The organism is uncultured Erythrobacter sp., assembly GCF_947492365.1.
In the GTDB taxonomy this organism is placed as follows: Bacteria; Pseudomonadota; Alphaproteobacteria; order Sphingomonadales; family Sphingomonadaceae; genus Erythrobacter.
In genome coordinates, this window is record NZ_CANLMB010000001.1 from 1,425,407 (window position 1) to 1,450,454 (window position 25,048).

24 protein-coding genes and 1 other RNA gene are annotated in these 25,048 nt (G+C 61.2%); 13 read left to right on the forward strand and 12 right to left on the reverse strand.

Annotated features, from left to right (window positions below; all coding sequences use genetic code 11):
- Positions 1 to 62 precede the first annotated feature (62 nt).
- The 4 genes from Q0887_RS07005 to Q0887_RS07020 all read left to right on the forward strand — a co-directional run bounded on the left by Q0887_RS07005 (position 63) and on the right by Q0887_RS07020 (position 4,046).
- The gene (locus Q0887_RS07005) at positions 63 to 1,256 is read left to right on the forward strand and encodes a hydrolase (protein WP_299193481.1); all 1,194 of its coding nucleotides are present in this window, start codon (positions 63 to 65) and stop codon (positions 1,254 to 1,256) included.
- The gene (locus Q0887_RS07010) at positions 1,253 to 2,269 is read left to right on the forward strand and encodes an arginine N-succinyltransferase (protein WP_299193482.1); all 1,017 of its coding nucleotides are present in this window, start codon (positions 1,253 to 1,255) and stop codon (positions 2,267 to 2,269) included. Before Q0887_RS07005 ends, Q0887_RS07010 begins: the two co-directional genes overlap by 4 nt.
- A gap of 126 nt (positions 2,270 to 2,395) precedes the next feature.
- Positions 2,396 to 3,646, forward strand: coding sequence for an N-succinylarginine dihydrolase (locus Q0887_RS07015; protein ID WP_299193484.1), 1,251 nt, complete (start codon positions 2,396 to 2,398; stop codon positions 3,644 to 3,646).
- A gap of 133 nt (positions 3,647 to 3,779) precedes the next feature.
- Positions 3,780 to 4,046: a hypothetical protein gene (locus tag Q0887_RS07020; RefSeq protein WP_299193485.1), complete on the forward strand. Its 267-nt coding sequence runs from the start codon at positions 3,780 to 3,782 to the stop codon at positions 4,044 to 4,046.
- Positions 4,047 to 4,098: 52 nt separating this feature from the next.
- Here the strand turns inward: Q0887_RS07020 and ssrA are convergent.
- From ssrA to mscL, 3 genes are all read right to left on the reverse strand, one after another.
- Positions 4,099 to 4,443: a transfer-messenger RNA gene (gene ssrA / locus Q0887_RS07025) on the reverse strand.
- A gap of 34 nt (positions 4,444 to 4,477) precedes the next feature.
- Positions 4,478 to 5,191: a CPBP family intramembrane glutamic endopeptidase gene (locus tag Q0887_RS07030; RefSeq protein ID WP_299193487.1), complete on the reverse strand. Its 714-nt coding sequence runs from the start codon at positions 5,189 to 5,191 to the stop codon at positions 4,478 to 4,480.
- Positions 5,192 to 5,332: 141 nt separating this feature from the next.
- Positions 5,333 to 5,767 (reverse strand): large conductance mechanosensitive channel protein MscL, encoded by a 435-nt coding sequence (gene mscL / locus Q0887_RS07035; RefSeq protein ID WP_299193489.1) that lies wholly within the window; start codon positions 5,765 to 5,767, stop codon positions 5,333 to 5,335.
- 220 nt (positions 5,768 to 5,987) lie between these two features.
- On the opposite strand from mscL, the gene Q0887_RS07040 reads away from it, so the two are divergent.
- The 5 genes from Q0887_RS07040 to Q0887_RS07060 are packed head-to-tail and all read left to right on the forward strand — an operon-like array spanning position 5,988 to position 9,562.
- The gene (locus tag Q0887_RS07040; protein ID WP_299193491.1) at positions 5,988 to 6,605 is read left to right on the forward strand and encodes a LemA family protein; all 618 of its coding nucleotides are present in this window, start codon (positions 5,988 to 5,990) and stop codon (positions 6,603 to 6,605) included.
- A 10-nt stretch (positions 6,606 to 6,615) separates the two neighbouring features.
- Entirely contained in the window at positions 6,616 to 7,512 is an 897-nt protein-coding gene (locus Q0887_RS07045) for a TPM domain-containing protein (protein WP_299193493.1), read from the forward strand.
- Positions 7,513 to 7,515: 3 nt separating this feature from the next.
- Positions 7,516 to 8,190, forward strand: coding sequence for a hypothetical protein (locus Q0887_RS07050; RefSeq protein ID WP_299193494.1), 675 nt, complete (start codon positions 7,516 to 7,518; stop codon positions 8,188 to 8,190).
- 11 nt (positions 8,191 to 8,201) lie between these two features.
- Positions 8,202 to 8,783 (forward strand): NUDIX hydrolase, encoded by a 582-nt coding sequence (locus Q0887_RS07055; RefSeq protein ID WP_299193496.1) that lies wholly within the window; start codon positions 8,202 to 8,204, stop codon positions 8,781 to 8,783.
- Entirely contained in the window at positions 8,780 to 9,562 is a 783-nt protein-coding gene (locus Q0887_RS07060; protein WP_299193498.1) for an SDR family oxidoreductase, read from the forward strand. The genes Q0887_RS07055 and Q0887_RS07060 overlap by 4 nt, the downstream gene beginning before the upstream one ends.
- Before the next feature lie 56 nt (positions 9,563 to 9,618).
- On the opposite strand, the gene Q0887_RS07065 is transcribed toward Q0887_RS07060, so the two are convergent.
- The 3 genes from Q0887_RS07065 to Q0887_RS07075 all read right to left on the reverse strand — a co-directional run bounded on the left by Q0887_RS07065 (position 9,619) and on the right by Q0887_RS07075 (position 10,332).
- Positions 9,619 to 9,831 (reverse strand): PspC domain-containing protein, encoded by a 213-nt coding sequence (locus Q0887_RS07065; RefSeq protein WP_299193500.1) that lies wholly within the window; start codon positions 9,829 to 9,831, stop codon positions 9,619 to 9,621.
- Between the two features lie 238 nt (positions 9,832 to 10,069).
- Positions 10,070 to 10,180 carry an enoyl-CoA hydratase gene (locus Q0887_RS07070; RefSeq protein ID WP_299193502.1) on the reverse strand — a complete coding sequence of 37 codons (111 nt, stop codon included), beginning with the start codon at positions 10,178 to 10,180 and terminating at the stop codon, positions 10,070 to 10,072.
- 41 nt (positions 10,181 to 10,221) lie between these two features.
- A complete protein-coding gene (locus tag Q0887_RS07075; protein WP_299193504.1) occupies positions 10,222 to 10,332 on the reverse strand; it encodes an enoyl-CoA hydratase in 111 nt (36 codons plus the stop codon).
- A 243-nt stretch (positions 10,333 to 10,575) separates the two neighbouring features.
- Between Q0887_RS07075 and recF the strand changes: the two genes are divergently transcribed.
- Positions 10,576 to 11,664, forward strand: a complete 1,089-nt coding sequence (recF, locus tag Q0887_RS07080) for a DNA replication/repair protein RecF (RefSeq protein WP_299193506.1) — start codon at positions 10,576 to 10,578, stop codon at positions 11,662 to 11,664.
- Between the two features lie 100 nt (positions 11,665 to 11,764).
- On the opposite strand, the gene Q0887_RS07085 is transcribed toward recF, so the two are convergent.
- Positions 11,765 to 12,493, reverse strand: a complete 729-nt coding sequence (locus tag Q0887_RS07085; protein WP_299193508.1) for an arylesterase — start codon at positions 12,491 to 12,493, stop codon at positions 11,765 to 11,767.
- A 58-nt stretch (positions 12,494 to 12,551) separates the two neighbouring features.
- On the opposite strand from Q0887_RS07085, the gene Q0887_RS07090 reads away from it, so the two are divergent.
- Together Q0887_RS07090 and Q0887_RS07095 are read left to right on the forward strand one after the other, a co-directional pair.
- Positions 12,552 to 13,301: an ABC transporter ATP-binding protein gene (locus Q0887_RS07090; RefSeq protein ID WP_299193510.1), complete on the forward strand. Its 750-nt coding sequence runs from the start codon at positions 12,552 to 12,554 to the stop codon at positions 13,299 to 13,301.
- Positions 13,298 to 15,856, forward strand: a complete 2,559-nt coding sequence (locus Q0887_RS07095) for an FtsX-like permease family protein (protein WP_299193512.1) — start codon at positions 13,298 to 13,300, stop codon at positions 15,854 to 15,856. The genes Q0887_RS07090 and Q0887_RS07095 overlap by 4 nt, the downstream gene beginning before the upstream one ends.
- Positions 15,857 to 15,893: 37 nt before the next feature.
- On the opposite strand, the gene Q0887_RS07100 is transcribed toward Q0887_RS07095, so the two are convergent.
- From Q0887_RS07100 to Q0887_RS07115, 4 genes are all read right to left on the reverse strand, one after another.
- The gene (locus Q0887_RS07100; RefSeq protein WP_299193513.1) at positions 15,894 to 16,769 is read right to left on the reverse strand and encodes a glycerophosphoryl diester phosphodiesterase membrane domain-containing protein; all 876 of its coding nucleotides are present in this window, start codon (positions 16,767 to 16,769) and stop codon (positions 15,894 to 15,896) included.
- Positions 16,770 to 16,982: 213 nt separating this feature from the next.
- Entirely contained in the window at positions 16,983 to 19,586 is a 2,604-nt protein-coding gene (locus Q0887_RS07105; RefSeq protein WP_299193514.1) for a TonB-dependent receptor, read from the reverse strand.
- A gap of 409 nt (positions 19,587 to 19,995) precedes the next feature.
- Positions 19,996 to 21,444: a hypothetical protein gene (locus Q0887_RS07110; RefSeq protein ID WP_299193516.1), complete on the reverse strand. Its 1,449-nt coding sequence runs from the start codon at positions 21,442 to 21,444 to the stop codon at positions 19,996 to 19,998.
- The gene (locus Q0887_RS07115) at positions 21,345 to 22,034 is read right to left on the reverse strand and encodes a hypothetical protein (protein WP_299193518.1); all 690 of its coding nucleotides are present in this window, start codon (positions 22,032 to 22,034) and stop codon (positions 21,345 to 21,347) included. The genes Q0887_RS07110 and Q0887_RS07115 overlap by 100 nt, the downstream gene beginning before the upstream one ends.
- Before the next feature lie 216 nt (positions 22,035 to 22,250).
- On the opposite strand from Q0887_RS07115, the gene typA reads away from it, so the two are divergent.
- Complete coding sequence (gene typA / locus Q0887_RS07120; RefSeq protein ID WP_299193520.1) at positions 22,251 to 24,095, forward strand: translational GTPase TypA; 1,845 nt, start codon at positions 22,251 to 22,253, stop codon at positions 24,093 to 24,095.
- 42 nt (positions 24,096 to 24,137) lie between these two features.
- On the opposite strand, the gene Q0887_RS07125 is transcribed toward typA, so the two are convergent.
- A complete protein-coding gene (locus tag Q0887_RS07125; protein ID WP_299193522.1) occupies positions 24,138 to 25,040 on the reverse strand; it encodes a LysR family transcriptional regulator in 903 nt (300 codons plus the stop codon).
- Between the last annotated feature and the right edge of the window lie 8 nt (positions 25,041 to 25,048).

Genomic DNA, 25,048 nt, shown 5'->3' on the forward strand with positions numbered 1-25,048 from the left:
AATGCAAAGCGCAATTGCAACGGGTTGGAACAGCGCGTTTCGCCCGCTAGGGGTGGTCACGAATGAAACCAGATTATCTCTCTCAAATTGACGCTACTGCCATGCTGGATCAGGTCCAGTCGTGGTGCGCGATCAACACAGGCACCGCCAATATCGCAGGGCTGGCCGAGCAGGCTGACGTTCTTGCCAAGGCTTTCTCGCAGCTGCCCGGTGAGGTCGAACTGGTTGACCCCGCGCCCGTGACAGCGATTGCAAGTGACGGCAGCGAGTTTGAAAAGGCCCATGGCAAGCATCTCGTCCTACGCGTGCGCCCGACCGCCAACCGCCGTATCCTCCTGACCGGCCATATGGACACCGTGTTCCCCGTCGATCACTCGTTCCAGCAGCAGACATGGCTGGAGGACGGCGTTCTGAACGGGCCCGGTGTTGCCGATATGAAGGGCGGGATCGCGGTGATGCTCCACGCGCTGATGGCGTTTGAAGAGAGCGCGAGTGCAGGGTCATTGGGCTATGACGTCCTGATCAATTCCGATGAAGAAACCGGATCGCTCGCCAGCTCGGCGCTGATTGCGGAAGGGGCGCGGGGCAAGCTGGCCGCACTCACCTATGAACCCGCCGCTTTGCCCGATGGCACGCTGGCCCATGCGCGCGGAGGGACGGGGAACTACTCGATCACACTCAGCGGCAAGTCCGCGCATGCCGGGCGCAATCCGCATGAGGGTCGCAACGCGCTCGTCGCTGCCGCCGATCTGATCCTGCGGCTGAAGGCGATGGAGCGCGAGAACATCACCATCAACCCGGCAAAGCTCGAAGGCGGCGGCCCCAACAATGTCGTGCCCGACCACGCTTTGCTGCGCTTCAATATCCGCCCCAAGTCTACGGAGGCGATGGAGAGCTTCGACAGCGATCTCAACACGTTGCTGCGCACAATAGAGAGCGAGCACGAAGTCTCTGCTCACCGTCACGGCGGTGTCACCCGCCCGCCCAAGCCGGTCGATGAACAGGCCCAGCGCCTGTTCGATCTGGTGCGCGAATGCGGCGCGGAATTGGGTCAGGACATTAAGTGGCAATCCACCGGCGGCGTCTGCGATGGCAACAATATCGCCGCTTGCGGAGTGCCCGTGGTCGATACGATGGGCGTACGCGGCGGGTCGATCCATTCGCCGCAAGAATTTCTCATTACAGACAGCCTCGCCGAACGCGCCGCCCTTTCCGCGCGCGTGATCGAGCGGCTAGCATCAGGAGCACTCAATTGACCTTTCGCCTGCGCGCCGCGCGCACCAAAGATCTGGAACACCTCTACGAGATGGCCAAGCTCACCGGCGGTGGGTTCACCAACCTGCCGCCTGATCGTGCAGCGCTGACTTCGAAACTCGAGCGCGCTGCCGAGGCCTTCGCCAATGACGAAGACGAGCTGGTCGACGAGCAATTCGTGCTGGTTCTCGAAGATCTCACCAGCGGAAAGGTCGCTGGCACCTGCCAGTTGATGACCAAGGTGGGCCAGCAATGGCCGTTCTATTCCTACCGTCTCAACACCCTCACCCAATATTCGCAGGAGCTTGACCGAACGGTGCGCGCGGAGCTGCTCAGCCTTGTCACTGACCTTGAGGGATCGAGCGAAGTCGGCGGACTGTTCCTCCACCCGAACAACCGCGCTGGCGGGCTTGGTCTGCTGCTCGCGCGCAGCCGCTATCTGTTCGTCGCTATGCACCGCAAACGCTTTGCCGACCGCATTCTGGCAGAACTGCGCGGAATTATCGACGAACGCGGCGGTTCGCCGTTCTGGGACGGGGTTGCGGGACGCTTTTTCGGCATGTCTTTCCAGGACGCTGACTATTTCAACGCGATCAACGGCAACCAGTTCATCGCCGATCTGATGCCCAAACATCCGGTCTATATCTCGATGCTGGACGATGATGCGCGCAGCGTTATCGGCGTGCCGCACCCCACGGGGCGCGCGGCGATGAAGATGCTCGAAAACGAAGGTTTCCGCTTCGACGGCTATGTCGACATTTTCGACGGCGGCCCCAGCATGGTCGCGCGCACCGACGATGTGGAAAGCGTGAAGAACAGCTCGTCATGCAAGCTGGTCGATGCAGATTTGCAGGAAGGCGAGCGCGCCATCCTCGCCACCGGACGCCTCCAGACCTTCCGCGCCTGCTACGGTGCGCGCAAGCTTGACGGCGATGGCGGCATCGCGATCGATTCCGCCGCAGCCGACGCGCTGGACGTCAGTGAAGGCGACACGGTGTGGAGCGTGGCCCGCTAGAATTCTTCCTCGTCATCGCGAGGAGCGCAGCGACGCGGCGATCCATGGCCCGCTCGCTGCTGGACAGTTCGACCATGGATTGCCGCGCGACCTTGCGGCCGCTCGCAATGACGGATCAAATTGAAAATGGCGCTTAAAGAAATCAACTTCGACGGCATTGTCGGCCCCTCGCACAATTACGCAGGCCTCAGCCTCGGCAATATTGCGAGCGCGAGCCACAAGGGCGATCCCTCTTACCCGCGCGCAGCGGCCTTACAGGGTGTTGCCAAGATGCGCGGCAATCTGGCGCGGCTGGGTGTGCAAGGCTTCCTCCTGCCGCTCCCCCGCCCCAATGCGCTGCTTGAGAATGTGTTGAGCTTCGACGGAAGCGAGGCTGCGGCCTTGCGCGCCGCGCCTTGGTCGGCCTCCTCGATGTGGACTGCCAATGCCGCGACCGTCAGCCCCGCGCCGGACACCTCTGATGGCAAGTGCCACCTGACGCCTGCCAACCTCGTCACCATGCTCCACCGCGCGCAGGAATGGCCGGATACAAAGCGCCAGCTCGACGTTGCATTCGGCAATAGCGACCACTTCACCGTCCACGGCCCCGTCCCACCGACTTTCGGAGACGAAGGCGCAGCCAATCACGGGCGCTTTTGCGAGGGCCACGGCGCGCCCGGCGTCGAGCTGTTCGTCTATGGCAAAACCGGCGGTAAATTCCCCGCACGCCAGCACGAACAAGCCAGCCGCCTCGTCGCCCGCGCGCACGGTCTCGATCCGGAAAAATGCGTCTTTATCGAACAAAACCCCGCCGCGATCGAAGCAGGCGCGTTCCACAATGATGTCGTCTCGGTGGTGAATGAGCGCGTGCTCTTCACCCACGAGGAAGCCTTTGCCAACCGCGACGGAGCTTACGAAGCGATCCGCGCGAAATTTCCGGCATTGGAAGTGGTCGAAGTGCCCTCCTCCGCCGTCTCCATGGCAGAGGCGATCCGCACCTACCTCTTCAACGCGCAGCTGCTCACCTTGCCAGGTGGCTCCATGGCGCTGATCGTGCCGGAGGAATGCCGCGAGAGCGCTTCGGTGTGGAAGTATTGCGAAGAGATGATGGCCTCCAACGGCCCCATCCGCGAAGTGATCCCCGTCGATGTGCGCCAGTCCATGGCCAATGGCGGCGGCCCTGCCTGCCTGCGCCTGCGCGTTGCGTGCGATCCGGCCCATGTCGATCCGCGCTTCCTTCTGGACGAAGCGAAGGCGGACCTGCTCGAACGGGTGATCGGCGAGACTTGGCCCGAACAGATCGACCCCTCCGACCTTGGCAATGAAGCCCTCGCCAGCGACATTGTCGCCGCGCGCACGGCACTGCTCACCGCGCTCGGCCTCGAAGAACTGAATTAATCAACGTTAATGCGTTTGCGCGCCCGCGTCGGATGCGCTTACACTCTCACCCACGTTAACCAATGCAAGGCGCACCAACACGTTGTTGGCACAGACCTTGCTCTTACGAGAGTTAACGATTGGAGAGAGTGTCTTGGGCTTTTCTGCGCTGCGCAAAATCGGACGGCTGTTTGTGATCAAGAATCGCTTTGAAGCGTTCGTGATCATCTACGCCCTCGCGCTGGGCGCGACATCGCGCGGCTCTGCCTATCTCGAACAATATCCCGGCTTCTGGGGTCAGGCCTTGTTTCTCGCCGCGACCGGCGCAGTGTTCCTCGCAGGCGCAGCGATCCTGGATTCGCTCAAGGCGAAGAAGGAGCTTGAGGAGTTGCGCGCGCAGGTTGAGGCTCAAGCCAACTGATTTTTCAGAAGAAAAGTGGAGGGATTCTGTTGCTACGTTCCCTCCGGACGCCCGGAATCCGCTTCTGTTGCCCGGTGGGTCCAACCGCGCTTTAGCTTTGTAAGATCAGGCCGTTAGGCCGTCAGATTACGCTGCGATTGCGAGTGCTTCGTTATCGTTTGCACTTATGAGTTTTGAACAGTTTTACGGGGTTTTCAGCCCGGGCAAAAACAACGCTTTTCAGCCCACGTCGATCCTAGTTCGTCCCCGTCAAAAACTCCCAAATTCAGGAGGTTGTGGTGGAGACGCCGGGTACTGCCCCCGGGTCCGTTGTGCCTATTGCACGCTGCAATTTATCACCATAGTCGGCCGAAACCGACAGACCCTATATAGGCCGATAGAGATTAATGTGAAGTGGACCGCGCAATCCGCGCGCAATTGAGCGGAACGCGCTATCCGGCAGGCGCGCTGAGGAAACGGCTTGTCTGCGCGATGGAATTGGCCGCTCCGTGGACCAGGATCAGCGGCAGGATCGATGTGCTGCGCAGCCGCAGATAGATCAGCCCGAACAGCAATCCGATACACCCCGTCACCAGCGCGCCGTGCATGCCCTGATAGTAATAATGCCGATATCCGAAGAAGATCGCGGCGAGGACAACTGCGATCAGGCTTGCCGCGCGAGTGCCGCCCAACCCGTCTCCCAGTTTGGTGATGATGAAGGCGCGGAACAACAGTTCTTCGAAAAACGAACCATGCGTCCACACCAGCGCCATGATCAGCAGATAGGCGGCGAGGTTTCCGTTGACGAAATCAAAGCGCCCGCTTGTGCCGACATCCTCGAACCACAGGTCAGCAAGCGCACTGCTCGCCCCGGCAGTGGCCAGAAATGCGAGGAAAATCGCCACAGAAATCCCGATTGCGACCCACCAGCTCTTCGGCCAGCGCAGGCCCAGATCGCTCCACCCAAAGCCTCTGCGCCAAAGTAGGAAGGTGCCCACTGCCATCGCGCTGAAGGTTGATGCGGGACCGCCAAAGACCAGCGAATAGGGTAGAACCGCCTGCTTCACCCCGACCAGCACCGCAAGGATGATGGCAAGGTCGATAAAGGCTGACGCGCGGCCTTCAGTATCGGGCCGAATGCTGGAGGTTGAGGAGTTCTCGTTCATGCCGGTCCTCTACCTGCGGGCATGATTACGCTCACGCCAAGCTATGCCAAGTTGCGGCAAAACCCGATCAGCCGCGCCGGTGCGGGACAAAGGCCCGATGCGTCCCGCCCGATGACTTCACCGGGCGGGATGCGGGTCGAATCACTTTTTCAGCGCGTCGCGGATTTCGGTCAGCAGCTCGATCTCGGTCGGGCCTGCGGGAGCTTCCTCCGCCGCTTCCTCGGGCGTTTCGAATTTCGCCTTCGCCTTGTTGGCGTAACGCACCAGCAGGAAGATGATGAAGGCGAGGATCACGAAGTTGATCACCGCAGTCAGGAACGCGCCCCATGCGAGCACATTAGCACCCGCCTCACGCGCCGCTTCGAGTGTCATGCCCGGCTCGATCAATTCAGCGCCTGACAGCACGTAATATTTGGACGAGAAATCCACATTGCCAAAGATCGCGCCGACAACCGGCATGATCAGATCGGACGTCATCGACGCGACGATAACGGCAAATCCGCCCGCGATAATCACCGCGACGGCCAGTTCCATGACATTGCCCTTGGCAATGAATTCCTTGAATTCGGTCAGCATTTCAATCCCCTCTAACCAGTGCGTTCCCCTTGCGGCTTTCTGGTCGCATATGGCCAGCTGAACGGTCAAGACTTTGGGGTGCGCGCGCTGGGGACTCCTTGAAAGCGGATCGGGGTGTGCTATATTGATAAGACAGGACATTGTGCGCATTTGCGAAGCTTCGCCCGGCCATCCGGCAGCGGCGATCACCAGCAAAGCGCGCCACCAAGGAGGGACCACCATGAATTTGCGCAATTTCGGACGCGGCATCATCATCGCCGCCGTTTCACTCACGCTGGCCGCTTGCGGGATCAACTCGGTTCCGACCAAGCAAGAGGCCGCAAATGCGCAGTGGGGTAACGTCGAATCGGCCATGCAGCGCCGCCACGATCTGATCCCCAACCTCGTCAGCGTGGCGGAAGCCGCCGCGATTTCTGAGCGCGACATTCTAACCGGCGTGCTCGAGGCCCGCTCGCGCGCAATGGGCGTGAACATCACGACCGAAGGGCTGATGGATGCGGACGAGTTCCAGCAGGTGCAGCAGGCCGAAAACCAGCTCACCCAGGCGCTCGGCCAGTTCCGTTCGGTGGTAGAGGCCTATCCCGAGCTCCAGAGCAACCAGAACTTCCGCGATCTGATCGTGGCGCTCGACGAGTCGGAAAACCTCATCAACACCGAACGCGTGCGCTACAACGAGGCTGCGCAGGACTATAACACCACGATCCGCACCTTCCCCGATACGATCGGCGCGAACATCATTCACGGCGCAGAGCCGATGGAATATTTCGAAGCCGAAGCGGGCGCTGAACAAGCACCGGACGTGGAGTTCGACAACATCACGGGTGGCTCCGAAGGGTAAGGAACCACACTTGACCCTCTCGCGATCAAACCCGGCAACCGGCTGGCTCAAACTTCTGCTCATCATGTTCGCGCTGCTCGGCGCGGCGGTTTCTGCCAGCGCGCAGGACATGCCGCCGCGTCCGGATGGCCCGGTCTATGACGGGGCGGATATTCTATCCGCTGCGACAGAGGCAGAGCTGGACCAGCGTCTGCGCCTTTACAACCAGCAGACCGGCCACGCGATTATCGTCGCCACTGTGCCTTCGCTGGGCGGCGAGCCGATCGAGCCATACGCGACAGAGCTGTTCTCGACCTGGGGCATTGGCGGCGAGCGGCGCGATACGGGGCTTCTCCTGCTGGTCGCGCGCGATGATCGCAAGATGCGGATCGAAGTTGGCTACGGCCTCCACCCCTATTTCGGCGGCGTCATGGCGGGCCGGGTCATCCGCGACACGATCACGCCGCGCTTCAAGCAAGGCGATTTCGATGCGGGTGTGACCGAAGGGGTCGATGCGATCCTGTCCCACCTTGCCAAGTCGCCCGAAGACGCGATTGCCATTGAAGAGGCCGCGCAGGCTGCCGAGGCCAATCGCAGCCGCAACGATGGTGGTTTTCCGATTGGCACGCTGATCTGGCTCGGCTTCATGTTCTTCTTCTTCGTCCTGCCGATCATTCGCGGTTCGCGGCGTTCACGGCGCTATCGCACCAAAGGCAAAGGCCCGTGGGGTGAGCGCGCGAGCGATGCCGCCGATGTCGCCTCCAACATCATCCTTTGGGAAGTCGGCAGCGCGATTGCGCGCGGCGCGATGCGCGGCGGCGGCTCCAGCTGGGGCGGCGGCGGTGGCGGCGGTTTCAGCGGCGGAGGCGGCTTTGGCGGCTTCGGCGGCGGCATGTCCGGAGGCGGTGGCGCCTCGGGAGGGTGGTGAGCAATGGCCTATCTAAACGAAGCCCAGCATAAAATCGTCTCCGATGCCGTCGGGCAAGCGGAGCTTGGAACCTCGGGCGAGATCCTGACCGTTCTGGCCGACCGCTCTGACGGATATTCCGATGTCGTGATGGTCTGGGCAGCCGCGCTCGCCTTCACCGCAATGAGCGCTTTTGCGGCCTTCCCCGCCCCTTTTCTCAATCTGTGGGACGCGCTGGTGGGCGGCTGGGGACACGATTGGACCACGGGCGAGCTTGCCAGCATGACAATTGCGCTGGGACTGATCGCCTTTGTCGTCACATGGGCAGTTCTCCAATGGGATCCCTTGCGCTTCCTCCTGATCCCAGGCCCGGTCAAAACCGCGCGGGTGCACGATCAGGCGGTCAAACATTTCAAGGTCGGCGCCGAACGCCGCACCCATGGCCGCACGGGCGTGCTCATCTACCTCTCAATGTCCGAACACCGCGCCGAGATAGTCGCCGACCGGCCCATCGCCGAAAAGGTCGATGCCGAAGTCTGGGGCGAGGCGATGGGTGACATGCTGGCCGAAATCAAATCGGGCCGGATCGCTGAAGGCATGGCGGCGGGCGTGCGCGATGTCGGCTTTGTCCTCGCGCAGCACTTCCCCAAAGGCGACGAGGATGAAAACGAGCTTCCCGACAGGCTGATCGAAGTCTAAGCCTCTACGTCATGGATGATTTTGAAATGATCCGCGATGAAGACGCGGACGAGCCCGAAGAGTTGATGTGGCAAGGCCGCTTCATCAATGCGAAACGCCGTGGCCGCTGGGAATATGTCGGGCGCGCGCGCGGCATTCGCGCCGCCGCGATCATCGCGATTGATGAGGATGATGACGGGACACGCCATGTGATCCTCGTCAGCCAGTACCGTGTCCCGCTCGGCCAGTTTTGCCTTGAAATACCCGCAGGCCTTGTCGGCGACGACGAGGGCAGCGAAGACGAGCCCGCCATCGACGCCGCCGCGCGCGAGCTGGAAGAAGAAACCGGCTTTCACGCTGACAATATCGAAGTGCTGGGCGAGTTCTTTTCCTCCCCCGGCATGGTCTCCGAAAGCTTCACCCTGCTGCGCGCAAGCGGCCTTACCAAGGTTAGCGCAGGCGGCGGGACCGAAAGCGAGAACATCACCATCCACCGCGTGGCGCTCGCCGATCTGGGCGAATTCGTCGCCGAGTGGCGCGGCGCTGGCCACGGGGTCGATGTGCGGGTAGCGATGCTGCTGACACCGGAATTCCTGGGAGTGGAAATAGAATGACGAAACGTTGTGAAGGCAAACTGGCTCTGGTCACGGGCGCTGCCCAAGGTCTGGGCCGCGCGCATTGCATCCGGCTCGCCGAAGAAGGCGCACGTGTGCTCGCGACCGACATCAACGGTGACGGCGCGGCGGAAACCGCAGCGCTGATTAACGAGCAACTGGGCGCAGGCACCGCGTTCAGCATTGCCCATGACGTGACCGATCCCGATCAGTGGGAAGCCGCAGTCGATGCCGCGCGTGACCAGATGGGCGGGCTCAACGTGCTGGTCAACAATGCCGGGATCGGGGTTGCGGGCAATATCGAGACTTGCGACTTCGGCGACTGGCAGCGCTGCTTTGACATCAACGTCAATTCGATCTTTCACGGCTGCCAAAAGGCCTTGCCGCTGATGCGCGAGCACGCGCCCGGCTCCATCGTCAACATCTCCAGCATTGCCGGCCTGATCGCCAGCGACACGATGCCCGCTTACAACGCCTCCAAAGCGAGCGTGTGGATGCTGTCAAAGTCGATCGCGCTCCACTGTGCGAAGAACAACATGCAGATCCGCTGCAATTCGGTGCACCCGACCTTTGTCGACACGCCGATCCTCGACGGGACGGCCAAAAATCACTCGATCCCCAAGGAAGTGCTGATGGAGAAGCTTGCGCGGCAAATCCCGCTCAAATTCGTCGGCGAGCCCAACGATATCGCCAACGCGGTGGTCTATCTGGCGAGCGACGAGAGCCGCTTCATGACCGGCGCGGAGATCAAGTTGGATGGCGGTATTTCCGCGATGTAGAATCAAAAGAGGGGCCAGATTGGCCCCTCTCTGCTTGGTCATGCTACCGGCTGCAATCAGTCGGCGATCAGGCCAATTGCGAGGTAGATGATACCCGCTGTGCCGACGCTGAAGAATGCGCCCAGTGCAAAGGCGATGCGGACGATCACCGGGTCGATTTCCATGTAATTGGCGATCCCGCCGCACACGCCCATGATCTTTCCGTCGCGTTTATCAAGGCGGAAACCGACCTGGGGCGGGCGGCTGTTGTTCTGGGTCAAGTTGCTCATGCGAGGGCTCCAATCATAGTTGCGGTTGCGTTGGCGGCGTTCGGGCTAGCGGGGAACATCGCGCCCAGCGCGGTAGGCGCCATAAACACCAGGGTGATGATGAGTGACCCGGCGGCGGCAGCGGCGCGGGCGCCTGGCGTGCCGGAGAGTTCAAAGAATGAATACATCGTCGGGTCCTTTTTTGAGAGATAGAGAGAGGGTCGGGGTGTCAGGGTAGCTTGCTTTTAGCCCTCCCCGTTCACGCAATCGCCGGGCTGCCGGGCACAATTGCGTAGGCGAAGGTGCCTGCTGTGAGCACGAGCGAGAAAGCTGCGGCGAACAGGCGGTTGGCGGTTTCATTGGCAAACATGGTGAGGGGTCCTTTGGTTCGGGGTGCTGAACTGAGTTGGATCAGGCCAGCGAAGGGGTGGCAGGAACAATTGCGTAAGCGAACATCGCGGCAGTGAAGACCAGCGAGAAAGCGGCAGCGGCGAAGCGGTTCGAGAAGTCAGTTGCGGTCATTTTAGTATCTCCATTCGTAGGTTTGTCTGTTTCCCTGGGTCCATCCCGGGGTCGTGGAATACATTGCAGGAGGTGTGCCAAACTCGAAAAACCGCAGAATTCCGCCATTCTGTATCAATTTGTAAATTTACCTCACGTTCATCAGTCCGAAAGGTTGGGATTTTTTCCCACCTATTGGGATTGGGGATTTTCGGATGAGCAAAGCTGGCCTTTGGGGCCGCCCGTGCTACGCCGATGGCGACCATGGCGCTCGCAAAGATCACCCTTCAGAACTTCCGTAATCACGAAGGCAGCGAGCTTGCTGACACTGCGCATTTCAACCTGCTCGTGGGTGAGAACGGCGCGGGCAAAACCAATGTGCTGGAGGCGTTGTCGCTGCTTTCACCCGGCCGCGGGCTTCGGCGCGCGGCTTTGAATGACCTTGCGCGGCGGGCATCGCCCGATGACGAAGCGGGGGCCTTTGCCATTGGCGCTACTCTGATCGAGCAGGGGCAGGTCTCCGCTCGGCTTGGCACATATACCCAGGTCGAGCGCCCCACCCGCCGCCTTGTCCGCATCAACGGGGCCGAGGCGAGCGCTTCGGCGCTTTCTGAGTGGCAGGCGGTGTCGTGGCTCACCCCCGCGATGGACGGGCTGTTCACCGATAGTGCGGGCGAGAGGCGGCGCTTTGTCGACCGCATGGCGCTTGCAATCGAGCCGACCCATGCCAAGAGCGTGGGCCAGCTGGAGACGGCCTTGCGCGAACGCAACCGCCTGCTGGAGGAGCGCGGCGATGCGCGCTGGCTCGATGCCATCGAGGCGCAGGTTGCCCAGCATGGCAGCGTGGTGGCGCGCACCCGAGCGATGTTGGTGGCGCGGTTGGCGGACGAGCTTTCCGCCCTACCCGCCGAGCCTTTCGCGCGCCCGATCCTCTCCTATCGTGCGGGAGGGCCAACCAATGCAGAGGAATTGCTCGCCGAGCTCGCCCGCGCCCGCCCGCGTGACCGCGCAGCTGGCCGCGCACTGACCGGTCCGCATCGCGACGAGTTGGAAGTGGTGATGGCCTCGTCAGGACAACCCGCCGCGTCATGCTCGACCGGTGAGCAGAAGGCGATGTTGATCGCGATTACTCTCGCGCATGGCGTGCTAGCCGCGTCCGGGCGCCCAAGTGTGCTGTTGCTCGATGAAGTCGCCGCGCATCTCGATCCGGTGCGCCGCACAGAGCTGTTTCGCCGTCTGCGCAGCGGCGGCGCGCAGGTCTGGATGACCGGAACTGAACTTGCCCCCTTCAGCGATATCGAAGGCGAAGCGGCGATCTGGCGGGTCAGCGGGGGAAGGCTCGAAAGACTCTAGCGGCTCGTCATTGCGAGCGAAGCGAAGCAATCCAGGGCGTATCGCAATCCGGCTCTGGATTGCCGCGTCGCTTCGCTCCTCGCAATGACGAAAAGAGGGATCAGCCCTCATCCGCAGGCAAAGCCGCCACGATCTCGTCAATCGTAGACTCCACCAGCGCCTCGATCCCTTCGGCGTTGGGATGGATCCTGTCGCCCAGGAACAGCGTGCGGTCCTGATAGATGTCTTCGAGCCAGAACGGGATGATCGCGGTGCCGAACTCCTCGGCCAGCTCGCCATACATGGCGTCAAACTCTGCCTGATATTCCGGCCCGTAATTGGGCGGCGCGCGCATGCCCATGAGCAGGACCGGTATCTCGCGCTCGCGCAGGTTGGACAGCATTGCTTCGAAATTGGCGCGCGTTTCCTCCGGTTCGATCCCGCGCAGCAGATCATTCCCGCCCAGTTCGAGGATAAACAGGTCGGGCGCTTCTTCTTGCCCGTTCAGCACGAAGGGCAGCCGCTCGCGTCCGGCCGAACTGGTATCGCCCGATACGCCCGCATCGACCACGCGTGCATTGACCCCGCGCCCTCGCAAGGCGGCCTCAAGGCGCTCTGGATAACCTTCATTCTCGGCAAGGTTGTAGCCTGCGAACAAACTGTCACCGAAGGCGAGGATGCGCACTTCCTCTCCCATCACAGGGATCGCAAGCTCGCCTTCGCTGATCGAGCCGTCGCTGGGCTGTTTCGGCGCTTCTGCAGGAGCTTCACTACCGCACGCAGCCAGCGCCAACAAAGCCGCGCTGCACGCCGCAATCTGCAATCGTTTCTGCCAGTGGCCGATATTCATCTGCGAAGCATCCTCTTTCGTACTTGTTTGCAACCCTTCCCTAGCCCATCTGGATAGCGTGACAAGCAAACCAAACCCCCTTTCGACCAGCGGCCAATCGCAACCTGCGATCTGCGCGCGCAATCTCACCCTCACACTCGGCAGCGGCGATGCGCCAGTCGATATCCTGCGCGGGATCGACCTCGATATCGCGCATGGCGAAGTCGTCGCGCTGCTCGGCCCGTCGGGTTCGGGCAAAAGCTCGCTGATGGCGGTGCTGTCCGGGCTGGAGCGCGCCAGCGGCGGTTCTCTGGAGGTTGCGGGAGAGGATTTCGCTCGCCTCAATGAAGACGGGCTTGCTGCCGCACGCAGGGGCCGGATCGGGATTGTGCTTCAGGCCTTCCACCTTCTGCCCACCATGACCGCAGCCGAAAACGTCGCCACTCCGATGGAACTTGCGGGCAGCGATGATGCGAGCCCGCGCGCTTTGGCCGAACTCGAAGCGGTCGGTCTGGGCCATCGCACCGGCCACTACCCCACCCAGCTTTCGGGCGGCGAGCAGCAGCGCGTTGCCATCGCCCGCGCCATCGCGCCGCGCCCGCAGCTGATCTTCGCCGATGAGCCGACCGGCAATCTCGACGTCGCAACGGGTGAGGAGATCGTCGACCTGCTCTTCGCGCGCCGCGCAGAGACAGGCGCGACCCTGCTCATCATCACCCACGACGCCAGTCTTGCCGCGAAATGCGAGCGGGTGCTGACCATGGCGGACGGCGTGATCGTCTCCGACACAAAGAACGACACCAGTGCGGTGCAGGAAGCCGCCGAGTGAGCGCTGACACTGCCTCCCACGGCCTCAACTGGAGCGCAGCGTGGCAAATTGCCCGGCGCGACCTCAATGCGCGCTTCAAGGGGCTGCGGCTGCTGCTGGTGTGCATTTTCCTCGGCACCGCAGCGCTCGCCGCGATTGGCACGCTGACCGCTTCGATCGAACGCGAGTTGCAGTCTTCCGGGCAGGAATTGCTCGGCGGCGATCTCGAAGTCGAAGTCTGGCAGCGCGATTTTGATGCGGACGAACTGGCCGCTTTCGAGGAACACGGCACCTATTCCGGCGGCTACCGGATGCAGGCGATGGCCAGCACCGATGACGCCGCCGCTCCGGTCGAACTCAAAGCCGTCGATGAACGCTGGCCGCTCTACGGAACCTTCACCGTCACTGGCGGAGAGACACGCACCGCGCCAAGCGGCAATGAGGCCTATCTGGCGCAAGGCGCGCTCGACCGGCTAGACATCGAAGTGGGTGAGACATTCCGCGTCGGCACCATGACCATGCGCGCAGCGGGCGTGATCGAGACCGAACCTGACCGCTTGTCCGAAGGCTTCCAGCTTGGCCCGACTGTGCTGGTGGCGAAGTCTGTGCCGGTAGAGGCCGGATTGCTACAACCCGGATCGCTCTATCAGAGCAAATACCGCATCGCTTTCGACAACCAGTCCGCTGACCCCGAGACAGTCGAGGAAACCCTCACCGAAGCCTTCCCCAATGCCGGTTTCGACTTCCGCAATCGCGACCGCGCCTCGCCCGGTGCAGACCGCTTTGTCTCGCAGATGAGCGATTTTCTGACGCTGGTGGGCCTCGCAGCTTTGGTCATTGCAGGGATCGGGATCGCGGGCGGCGTCTCCTCCTATCTCGATCAGCGGCGCGCGAGCATCGCCACGCTCAAAGTTCTGGGTGCATCGTCGCGCGACATTGTGCGGGTCTATGCGATCCAGATCGCTGTCGCTGCGTTCGCGGGAAGCTTTCTTGGCCTCGCAGCGGGTGTGCTGGTGACGCCTTTGCTCGGTATGGCGCTCGACGGGTTGCTCCCGGTTGAAAGCGGTTTTGTGATCGAACCTGCGCCGCTCCTGCTCGCGGGCGCATACGGAATGCTGGTCGCCTTTGCCTTTGCCGCCGCGCCTTTGCTGCGCGCGCGCAGTTTTCCGGCCATGGCGCTGATGCGCAGCCGGATCGTGCCGCTCGCCCGCGACAAGCGCGCTTTGCTTGCCACCGGCATCGGCATCGCCGCGATCTGTGCGCTGGCTTTGCTCACAACCGCGCAGCCGATGCTTTCGGGCGGGTTCCTGATCGCTGCGGGAGGCGCGCTGGCGCTGCTCGCAGGGCTTGGTCTGCTGCTGCAATATGTGGCGCGCAGATTGCCGCGCCCCTCCAACCCGCTGCTGCGTTCGGCGCTCGCCAATATCTATCGTCCCGGAGCGCCGACCGGAGCGCTTGTGACCGCGCTCGGGTTCGGTCTTGCTTCCTTCGTCCTGCTCGCCTCCATCCAGAGCGCGATTGACGGCAATATCCAGACCCGCGTCCCCCAATCCGCGCCCGACTATTTCGTGATCGACGTCCCGACCGAGGGCGAGGAGCGCTTTTTCGAGCTGGTCGAAACCCCCTTCCCCGACGCCACGATCCGCGCTGTCCCGACATTGCGCGGATCAGTGCTGGCGTTCGGCCCCGAAGGCGCGATGCAGCGCACCGCAGACCTTGAAGAAATCCCCGAAGGCGCATGGGCTTTGCGCGGAGAACGCGGGCTCACCTATGCCGACGCACCGCCCGAAGGCAGCCGCGTGATCGACGGCGAGTGGTGGGATGCGGATCATGCAGGCGAGCCGCTGGTCTCGATCGACAAGGATTTTGCCGAGGCAGCGGGGCTCGAAGTGGGCGACATGCTCACCATCGGCATTCTCGGATCGGAGCGCACCGCGCGGATCGCCAATACGCGCGAGATCGACTGGGAGACGATGGGTTTCAACTTCATCATGGTCTTCTCCCGCAACGCCATATCGGACGCCCCGCACAAGCTGGCGGCGACTATCGACCTGCCCGACAGCGCAGACAGCGATGCAGGCGTCGCGGCGCGCGGCGAGCTGCTGCGCTCGCTGGTGCGCGAATATCCCTCCAGCTCGGTGATCGAAGTGGGCGAAGTGCTCAGCCAGGCGCGGGTCATTCTCGAACAGGTCGGACTTGCGACCCTTGCGGCGGCTGCTGTGGCGGTGCTGGCAGGGCTTGCGGTGCTGATGGGAGCGATTGCAGCGGCGCGCGCGGCGCGGACCTATGACACAGTCGTCCTGCGGGTCATGGGCGCAAGCAGGCGGCAGATCCTTGGCCTGCAACTGGCCGAATATGGCCTGATCGCAGCCAGCCTCGCGCTGGTGGCGCTGGCGCTGGGATCGGCGCTGGGCTGGGTGATTATCACGCAGCTGTTCGAATTTGACTGGTTGCCCGATTGGGGCGCGGTGCTCAGCGTTCTCGGCCTTGGCCTTGCGATGGTGCTCGCCTTTGCGCTGGGAGGATCACTCCCGCTGCTGCGCGCCAAACCGGCGCAGGCTCTTAGAGAGCTTTAGCAACAGCGGGAGCGTTATCCCCGTTCACTTCAGCCTATCAGCTGAACGTGTCCTGCGCTTTTTCAGCGGTGCTGTCGGTCACTTCGGCGTGAAGGCACGAAACGAGCGTCACGCTGAAAATCGAGAAGATGATGAACAGCGGGAAGATCAGGAAAAATCCGCCCAGAACGCCCATAATAGCTCCCCCGGCAGCCGCCGGATCACCGCCCATGGCCATCGCTCCAATCGAGCCCAGCATCAGGAAGACCGGAAGGCCGACCACCAGCAAAGCGACACCGATCATGATGAGGTAGATGACCAGAATGGGCAGAAACTTGCCTGCGGTCATGTTCCACGTCTTTGTGATGGCTGTGATCGGATTGCGCACCTTGTCGACCGCGATGACCGGAATGATCACGCTGAGCCGGACCGCGAAATAGATGATCGCAGCGAAAGCCAGAAGGCCGAAGAGCAATCCTCCGATATCGCCCAGGAACGCGAGGATGAAGCCCACGATCAAGCCGACGATCGCAAAACCGATATAGGCGGCGATCAACAGCGCAAACAGTCCGAGCAGCGTCGGTGCCGCGCGAAAGCCGTTGGTGAAGGCCTGACCAAATTCCGGCTTGTCCAGCGGCGATGCCATTTCCGACATCGAACATTGCTGCGCCAGAGCGATCAGGATGTAGGCGACGTAGAAGACGATCATCAGCAGGATCGCCCCGATCCCTAGCCCGCCCAGCAGTGCAGCATCACCGCCACCTCCCGCAGCAGCACCCAAAGCGGCAATCGATCCGCCGCCTACAATGGTGAAGACGATGGAGAACACTATCTGCACCGCGAAAAAGACCGCCCATAGCGCCAGCAGCAGCCAGAAACGCTGCTTTATCATCTCCCACGTATTCGAAAACACGCGTCCAATATCAATGCTCATATCAGTCCCCCTGACTTGAGACAGCGGCGGGTTTTACGCGCACCCCTCATGCGCAGCCGCTGCCCTCTGACCATGCAGATTGCCCCTTTGCGGACGCAGAGGCAAATTCAAAAGTTGATAAGGCGGACGGCGCTGCTGTGACAGCGCATGCAAAAGGGGCCCCGCCATTGCTGGCGAGGCCCCTTTTTACTGTGCAATTCTAGTCCGTTAGGATCAGAACTTGAAGCGGACGAGGCCACCATAAGTGCGCGGCTGGTTGGGGTAACCCGAAACCGAACCGGCCTGTGCCACACTGTCGAAAATGGTCGTGATGTACTCGGCATCGAGCAGGTTACGACCCCAGATACCGACTTCCAGACCGTTGTTCAGCTTGAGCGTCATCGAACCGTTGACCAGGTTCACTTCGCGGCTGAAATTGTTCGGGCCGAAAGTCGGCAGGCCGTTATTGATCGGCGTGTTGCTTTCATGGTTGTAGTCGATGCGCGTCACCAGTGCGGTGCCGCTATCCCATTCATGCGTGTAGGTCGCCGAAGTCGAAATCGCGATCGACGGGATACCCGCCGGACGCACGCCCGAAAGATCGCCAAGAACGCTTCCGGGGAAGTCGTCGAACAGCGGATCAAGATGCGTCATCGCAAAGGTCAGGACCAGACCATCGGTCGGAACGACTGTCGCATCCATTTCGAAGCCGCGAACCGACTGCTTACCTGCATTGCGCAGCGCAAAGCCGGTGCCGGTGAAGGCAAAGCTCTGGAAGCCTTCAATCGACTGGTCGAACAAAGCGATGTTGATACCGACGCCGTCCCATTGGCCCTTAACGCCGATTTCGTAGACTTCGGTTTCTTCCGGACCGGCAAAGCGCGAACCCGAAACGAGGTTCGGCACGGCCAGACCGGCATTGATGATCGCCGAGTCAGGCGCAGCGAAAGTCGAACCACCCGGACCTGCGAGGAAATCGAGGTTCGAAGGACGGCTATCGCGCGACAGGTTGATCGAGCTTGCCTTGAAGCCTGTCGAGTAGCTCGCATAGACGTTGACCTCCGGAGAGATCTCGTACGATGCGCGCAGCAGATAGGTGAACTCGTCATCATTGGTGATGCCCGGCTCAACCGAGTTCGGGAAGTTCAGGAACGGCGGCTGGAACTGGAACGCGGCCAGACCCAGCAGCGGGTTCTGCGCCGGATCGGTCGCAGCGGCCAGCAGGCCAGCCTGAACCGCAGCCGGAAGCGCCTGGAATCCGGCACGATCAGTGACGGTCGGCAAACCCGGGTTGAGCGCGGTTGCTTGCGTGATGAAGGCATCGACAAAGTTGACCTGCGCCAGCGGGTCAAAGCTCTGCTGCGAAAGACCGAAGTCCTTTTCATCGTCGGTGTAGTTGAAGCCGCCCGTCAGAACGAGGCCCTCAACCGGTTCGAAATCAACCGTACCAAACACCGACCATGCGGTGTTGTTCATGAAGAACACTTCCTGCGTCAGCAGCGGCGTGTTGAAGATCGTTTCCTGCGGGAAGCCGAAGGACTGCTCAAGCCCGTTGAACAGCGTCGGCTGACCGGTCAGAACTGCAACGGGGTTCTCGCCAGCAAGAATCTCGAAGAAGTTACGGATCTGGCTGCCGTTCTGGATCGCGCTCTGCTGAGCAATCGATTCATCGAAGTAGAAGCCGCCAAGCAGGAAGTTGATCGGGCCGTCAAAATCGGACGCGATCCGCAGTTCCTGAGTGAAGGTTTCGACCTGCTGCGCACGGGTTTCGGTGGCGATATCCGCGCTGGTGAAGTCGATGTCGGTGAGGAAGTTGTTGTCCAGCTCACGATAGGACGTGATCGAGGTCAGCGACAGCGGGCCGGTTTCCCAGTCCATCTGAACCGAACCGCCATAATTCTTCACTTCGTTTTCAGGCACGAAGTTAAGGAACACTTCGCGGCCGAAAAAGTCGGTCGGGATCTGGCCGCCTACGGCGCCGATTCCGGGTCCGGTCGGACCATTGACGAGATTGCCGACGGTGCAGCAAACTTCGTCAATCTTCGAATAATCGGCGATTGCACGGATGCGGAAATCGGAGCTCGGCTCAATCAAGAGCTGGCCGCGTACCGAGTAACGATCGCGGTCGTTGATCTCTTCGTCGAGGTTGACGATCGTGCCGTAACCGTCGCGGCGGTTGTAGCTGCCGTCGATCGAGAAGGCGATGTTATCACTGATCGGACCGGTGATGTCGCCTTTCAGCGTCATCGCGTTGAAGTTTCCGTAAGTCGCTTCAATCGCGCCGCCAAAAGTGAACTGCGGCTCACGCGTCACAACCGAGATGACGCCGGCAGATGCGTTCTTACCGAACAGCGTCGATTGCGGGCCGTTCAGAACTTCGATGCGTTGCACATTGGGAAGATCGGACAGGGCGCCGGCAGAGCGCGAACGGAACACGCCGTCAATGAAGACGCCGACCGAAGGCTCGATACCGAAGTTGTTATCGCCGTTACCGAAACCGCGAATGATGAAGGTCGATGCCGAAGCTGTCTGAAGCTGGCTGACGCGGAGCGACGGGGTAACCGTCTGAAGGTCGAGAACGTCGCGGATCTGCGCGTTTTCGAGCGTTTCACCGCTGGTCACGCTGACCGAGATCGGCGTTTCCTGAAGCGTGGTTTCACGCTTGGAAGCGGTAACGATGATGACGTTGCTGCTGGTGGTTTCACCCGCATCAGGGCCATCTTCATTGTCAGTGTCTTGCGCAAAGGCTGCGCCAGGCGCGAGCAGTGCGAAACCCGCGGCACCTGCGAGCAGGCTGAAACGGAACGACCCGGCGGCGCCGGCATTAATGGAACGCATGGAAATTCTCTCCTCAAATCCCCTCGAACGCAGCCGGAATTTAGAATGCGCATCCCCAGATGCTCTTCCGATCAGCTTCGATTAACGCTTGTGATAGGCAGTTGTATCAGACCCGACAAGCCGCAAAGCCGCAGAATCGCGTGGGATAAGAGGTATTGTTGCAACACCGTCACACCTGAATCGGGGCGGGCGAACGCGGGCAAGGGGCACGCCCTCTTCATCAATTAGCGATGCGTCGGTCAGTCGAAATTGCTCGTCAAATTGCGAAGCACTCATCCAAAGCCATCACAAAGGCTGGATGCCGTAGCGTCGCCAGATCTGACACAGAACGCGGCTCTATCGCGGTTACGCCAGCCATTCGCCTTCACCCGAATACAGGACCGGGGCCAAATTGCGCCAACACATCCGCTTAAAGTGGACCATCAGCCATCGCTGCTTCGGCTGCAATTTGGCTCAGATTGTCAAACGCTCCGGCGTTCAAGGCGTCTTGCAGCGAAGGAGAAACGATCGTGCTGCTCCCGGTTTCGAAGTTTCCGGAACCCAGATCGACAGGGGAGGCTTGCAGGATAGAATCCGACAACTCGCCTTCCCCAGCCGGCTGATCTTGCAGCAAAATGGTGGGTGAGTCAGTCACGCCGGGCGCATCCGGCGCGTTAGGCTCAATCGACGGCCCGGAAGATTGCGAGCCTTCGGTTTGGCGACGTTCGAAATAATCGCGCAGGTCAAGTGTTCGCTGCTCAAGCGAAGTGAGAAGCGCCGGATCAAGGCTCGAATTTGCAAAGGCCATCGCCTCGCGTGACCCTTCGGGTGCTTCGGCAATGTTGGCAAAACGCTGCACCCTGGCCTGCGCTTCGGCAAAGATCGCATCATCATCAAGGGCCGCGTTTTCGATAAATCTGACCGTATCGGTGAATTCAAAGTTGAGCAGATGGCCTTCATAAGTCGAACGGCCCCAGTCCAACTGAGCAAACGCATCTGACAGGTCCCCGGTGTCAGCGAGCAAAACCAATTCGCCGGTTGCAGCGCGCAAGAGCTCCTCATCTGTGTCTCCCGCGGTGTAGAGCGCGTTGACAAATGCAACCGCTTGCAACGCTTCACTGGTCCGGAACTGACTGGCAAGTGATGCGCGTTGGACAGGATCGCTGATCAACTCTTCGGCAAAATGGGTGATATTGAGAGCACCACCAGGCAGGCGCGCGTAATACCGCACACCGGTCAGGATCGTTTCCGCGAAACTCGCCCGTTCTGCGGGCCCCTCATTGCGGCATTCGGTGTCATAGCTTCTGAGGGCACTGATGATTGCATCGAGCAATTCGATATGCCGGTTGCGATTGCGGTTCATGTCTCGCCGCAATTCCTCCGACACATCTAAAGTGCATATTCTTTGACGCGAACCGAGAACGAGATTTGCAGTCTTTTGCCCGGGCGCTAGCCGAACGGGAGCAAGAATGGCGTAATCATTGCCATAATAGAGACGCAGAACGAGCCGCCTATCCTGTCCGCCACCGGCGCTCCTCGCAACGATGGTTTCCGCTCCCTGCGCAGTCACGGATGTACTCTTGATCCTGTCTGCACCGTTCTCGCCCTTGAAACGTATCTCAAACGGGCGGGCGTCGGCGTGACGCCATTCGACAGACATCTCAACGTTCCGGGCCTGCGCCGCAGCCTGTGCCGGCCCGAACAATAGCGGCAGTGCAGCCACCCCGGCCAGCAAGCGCAGCCCTGTTTTCAGCGATCTCATGTGCTGTCTCCTACCCCCTAATTGCCGCTGGCCCGCAGTTCTTGCAGTTTTTCTCTGACCGCTTGCGCAGGCTTGGTCCGTCGCACAAAAAGCGACCCGAGCGACGCGATCAACCATGCCAGCAGCGCTTTCCAGAAACTCGAAAGCGTGTCTCGAAATTCCTGCGCTTTGCCAATCCGGCATTCCTGCCGCCATGCGCTGCGTTCATCATCACGCAGCCCCGCAGGCGCATCCTCCAGCAAACATCCCGGCAGATTGTCAGTGCTTCCGATCTTCGCAGCAGGGCTTTGGCGTTCAGCCTGCGGCTCAAAATTGGTCGAGTGGTAGAAGTTTATGACCGACAGCAGCAAGGCCACCCCGAATGTCAGGCCCAGCCAGATCATCAGGTTGCTCTTGCGATGCGCCTCTGTAAAAATCAGGATGACCGCCGATGCGAGCGAGCCCAGCAACGCGGTAATCGCAGACCAGCCCGCAAGGCCGTTTGCCGTCCAAGCGATCACCGACCAGCCGCCGCCCTCCCAATTTTGGGACAGCGAATTGTACAATGCCAAGCCGTTGACGACCAGGACAATTGCGACGATCGCAAAGATTATGATCGTGGCGAGCGTTACTTGCTGGGCAGTCGCGGCTTCTTCGCCATCTTCAGCAGAAGCGGCGCCAGATTGCGCGGCGTCAGGAATATTGTCACCCGGATTATTGCCCGTCATCGATCCCCCCTCGATTGTCCGGCAAACAATACTAGATTCGATACTTATGCGCAATTGCACCTGACGGTCGCTGTCATCGCTGTTTCGCTACACCTTGCCGTTAGACACGCTCTGCGCTAGGCGCGCGCTGCTGCGTTGCAGCATCGCACCCGAAATCCTTTTGCCTAACGCCGTAGCCCATTGCCATGGCGCGCCTCGCATCGCCGAAAGATCCGAATGTCCAAATCACCCTCCTCCCTGCGCAATGTCGCTATCATCGCGCACGTCGATCACGGAAAAACCACACTGGTTGACCAGCTTTTCCGCCAATCGGGCACTTATCGTGAGAATCAGCGCATCGAAGAGCGCGCGATGGATTCGGGCGATCTGGAAAAAGAGCGCGGAATCACCATCCTTGCCAAATGCACCAGCGTCGAATGGGAAGGCCCGTCCGGCGACGTGACCCGCATCAACATCGTCGACACGCCCGGCCACGCCGATTTCGGCGCGGAGGTTGAGCGCATCCTCTCCATGGTCGATGGCGTCATCCTGCTGGTCGATAGCGCGGAAGGCGCAATGCCGCAGACCAAGTTTGTTACCGGCAAGGCTCTGGCGCTCGGCCTCAAACCCATCGTTGTCGTCAACAAGATCGACCGCCCCGATGGCCGCCCGCAGGAAGTGCTCGACGAAGTGTTCGACCTGTTCGCCTCGCTCGACGCCAATGACGAACAGCTCGACTTCCCCTCGCTCTGGGCCTCGGGCCGCGATGGCTATGCCAGCAGCGATGAAACCGCGCGCGAGGGCGATCTTGGCCCGCTCTTCAACCTGATCGTCGATCACGTGCCGGAACCGGGTCTGGAAGTGGAAGCCCCCTTCTCCTTCCTCGCCACCCTGCTTGACCGCGACAATTTCATGGGCCGCGTGCTCACCGGCCGTGTCCAGTCGGGCACGCTCAAGGTCAACGATCCGATCCACGCAATCGATATGGACGGCAAAGTCGTCGAAGTCGGCCGAGCGACCAAGCTGATGAGCTTTGACGGGCTGGACCGCGTTCCGGTTGAAACCGCCCGCGCCGGTGACATCATCGCGCTGGCCGGCCTGGAAAAGGCGACCGTGTCGAACACGATCTGCGATCCCGCAGTCAGCACGCCGATTGCTGCACAGCCGATCGATCCCCCCACGCTCGCCATGCGCTTTTCGGTCAATGACAGCCCACTCGCCGGACGCGAAGGCAGCAAAGTCACCAGCCGCATGATCCGCGACCGTCTGCTGCGCGAAGCTGAAACCAACGTCGCTATCCGCATCACCGAAGCCGACGACAAGGACGCTTTCGAAGTCGCAGGCCGCGGCGAGCTCCAGCTGGGCGTGCTCATCGAAACGATGCGCCGCGAAGGCTTCGAGCTTGGCATCAGCCGCCCGGTCGTGCTGTTCCGCGAAGAAGACGGAAAGCGCACCGAACCGTTCGAAACCGTCGTCATCGACGTGGATGATGAACACTCGGGCACCGTTGTCGAAAAGATGCAGAAGCGTAAGGCCGACCTTACCGAGATGCGCCCCTCTGGCGTCGGCAAGACCCGCATCACCTTCTCCGCCCCTTCGCGCGGACTGATCGGCTATCACGGTGAATTCCTGTCCGACACGCGCGGCACCGGCATCATGAACCGTCTGTTCGAAAAGTATGACGCCTATCGCGGCCCCATCGACGGTCGCAGCAACGGCGTGCTGATCTCCAACGGCGACGGCGAGAGCAACGCCTACGCGCTCAACATGCTTGAAGAGCGCGGCGAGCTGTTCGTGGGCGCGTCGATGAAGGTCTATGAAGGCATGATCATCGGCGAAAACGCCAAGCCGGACGATCTCGAGGTCAACCCGATGAAGGCCAAGCAGCTCTCCAACGTCCGCTCGACCGGCAAGGACGACGCCATCCGCCTGACCCCGCCGCGCCGCATGAGCCTTGAGCAGTCCATCGCCTATATCGACACCGACGAAATGGTCGAAGTGACGCCGCATAGCATCCGTCTGCGCAAGACGCTGCTGTGCCCGCATGAGCGCAAGAAGGCACGGCGCAAGAAGGAATCGTAAGAAGGAAGGATAGGTCTGGCGCTTAACCGCGCCACCGCCTCCCTATTTCAGTTCACCCGCTTCGGGCCGCCGCCCCAGCACCAAATCGCGCTTATCCGCCATCGCGCCGACGATGAAATCCATCAAGGCGCGGATGCGGGGCGTGTGCCGCAAGTCCGGGTGAGTGAGCACCCACAGATCCTGCTGCGGAACCGGGGCGGCTGTGGTTAGCCGAACAAGGCCGGGTTCGGGATCGGCCATGAAACAGGCGCCGCGCCCCAACCCCATGCCCTTTACCAGAGCTCGGTGTCTGGCAATGATGTCGTCAATCACGATCGAAACGGGCGCATCGGGATAGGGCGATCTCTCACGCCAATCGGGCCACATCCCGTCAGATGCAGGGGCAATCCAGCGCAGATCTTCACGGCGGGTTGAGGCAAGGTAATCGCGATCGGCGTAATAGGTCACACAAGTGGGGAACAGGCGCCTGCCGACCAGATGGCCGGGCGGCTCCTGCGCTCCCCTGATCACCACATCCGCTTCAAGCCGGTCGAGATCGACGAACCGGATGCTGGTTCCGATCTTCAATTCGATGTCCGGATGCGCGGCGGCGAATTCAAAGAGGTCTTCTGTCAGAAGATATTGTGCGATCGGTTCCGGCAAGGACACATTGATCGCCCCCGACAGGCCGGTATCGGCTGCCCGCTGATGCCGCGCTCCGGCAAGCACCAGTTCCTCCATGCGCTGCGCAACATCAATAAGCGCCTCGCCAAGCGCGGTTGGCAGATACCCGCCGGGTTGCTTTTCGAACAGTTTTCCGCACCGCGCCTCAATCGCCGCGAGACGCCGCGAGACGGTTGTATGGGTCAGGCCAAGCGAAGCGGCAGCGGTCCGCAATGTTCCCGAACGCGCCAGCGCCAGGATCAAGCGATAATCATCCCAATCGTGCAGCTGCCCGTCATCCATTGGAACGT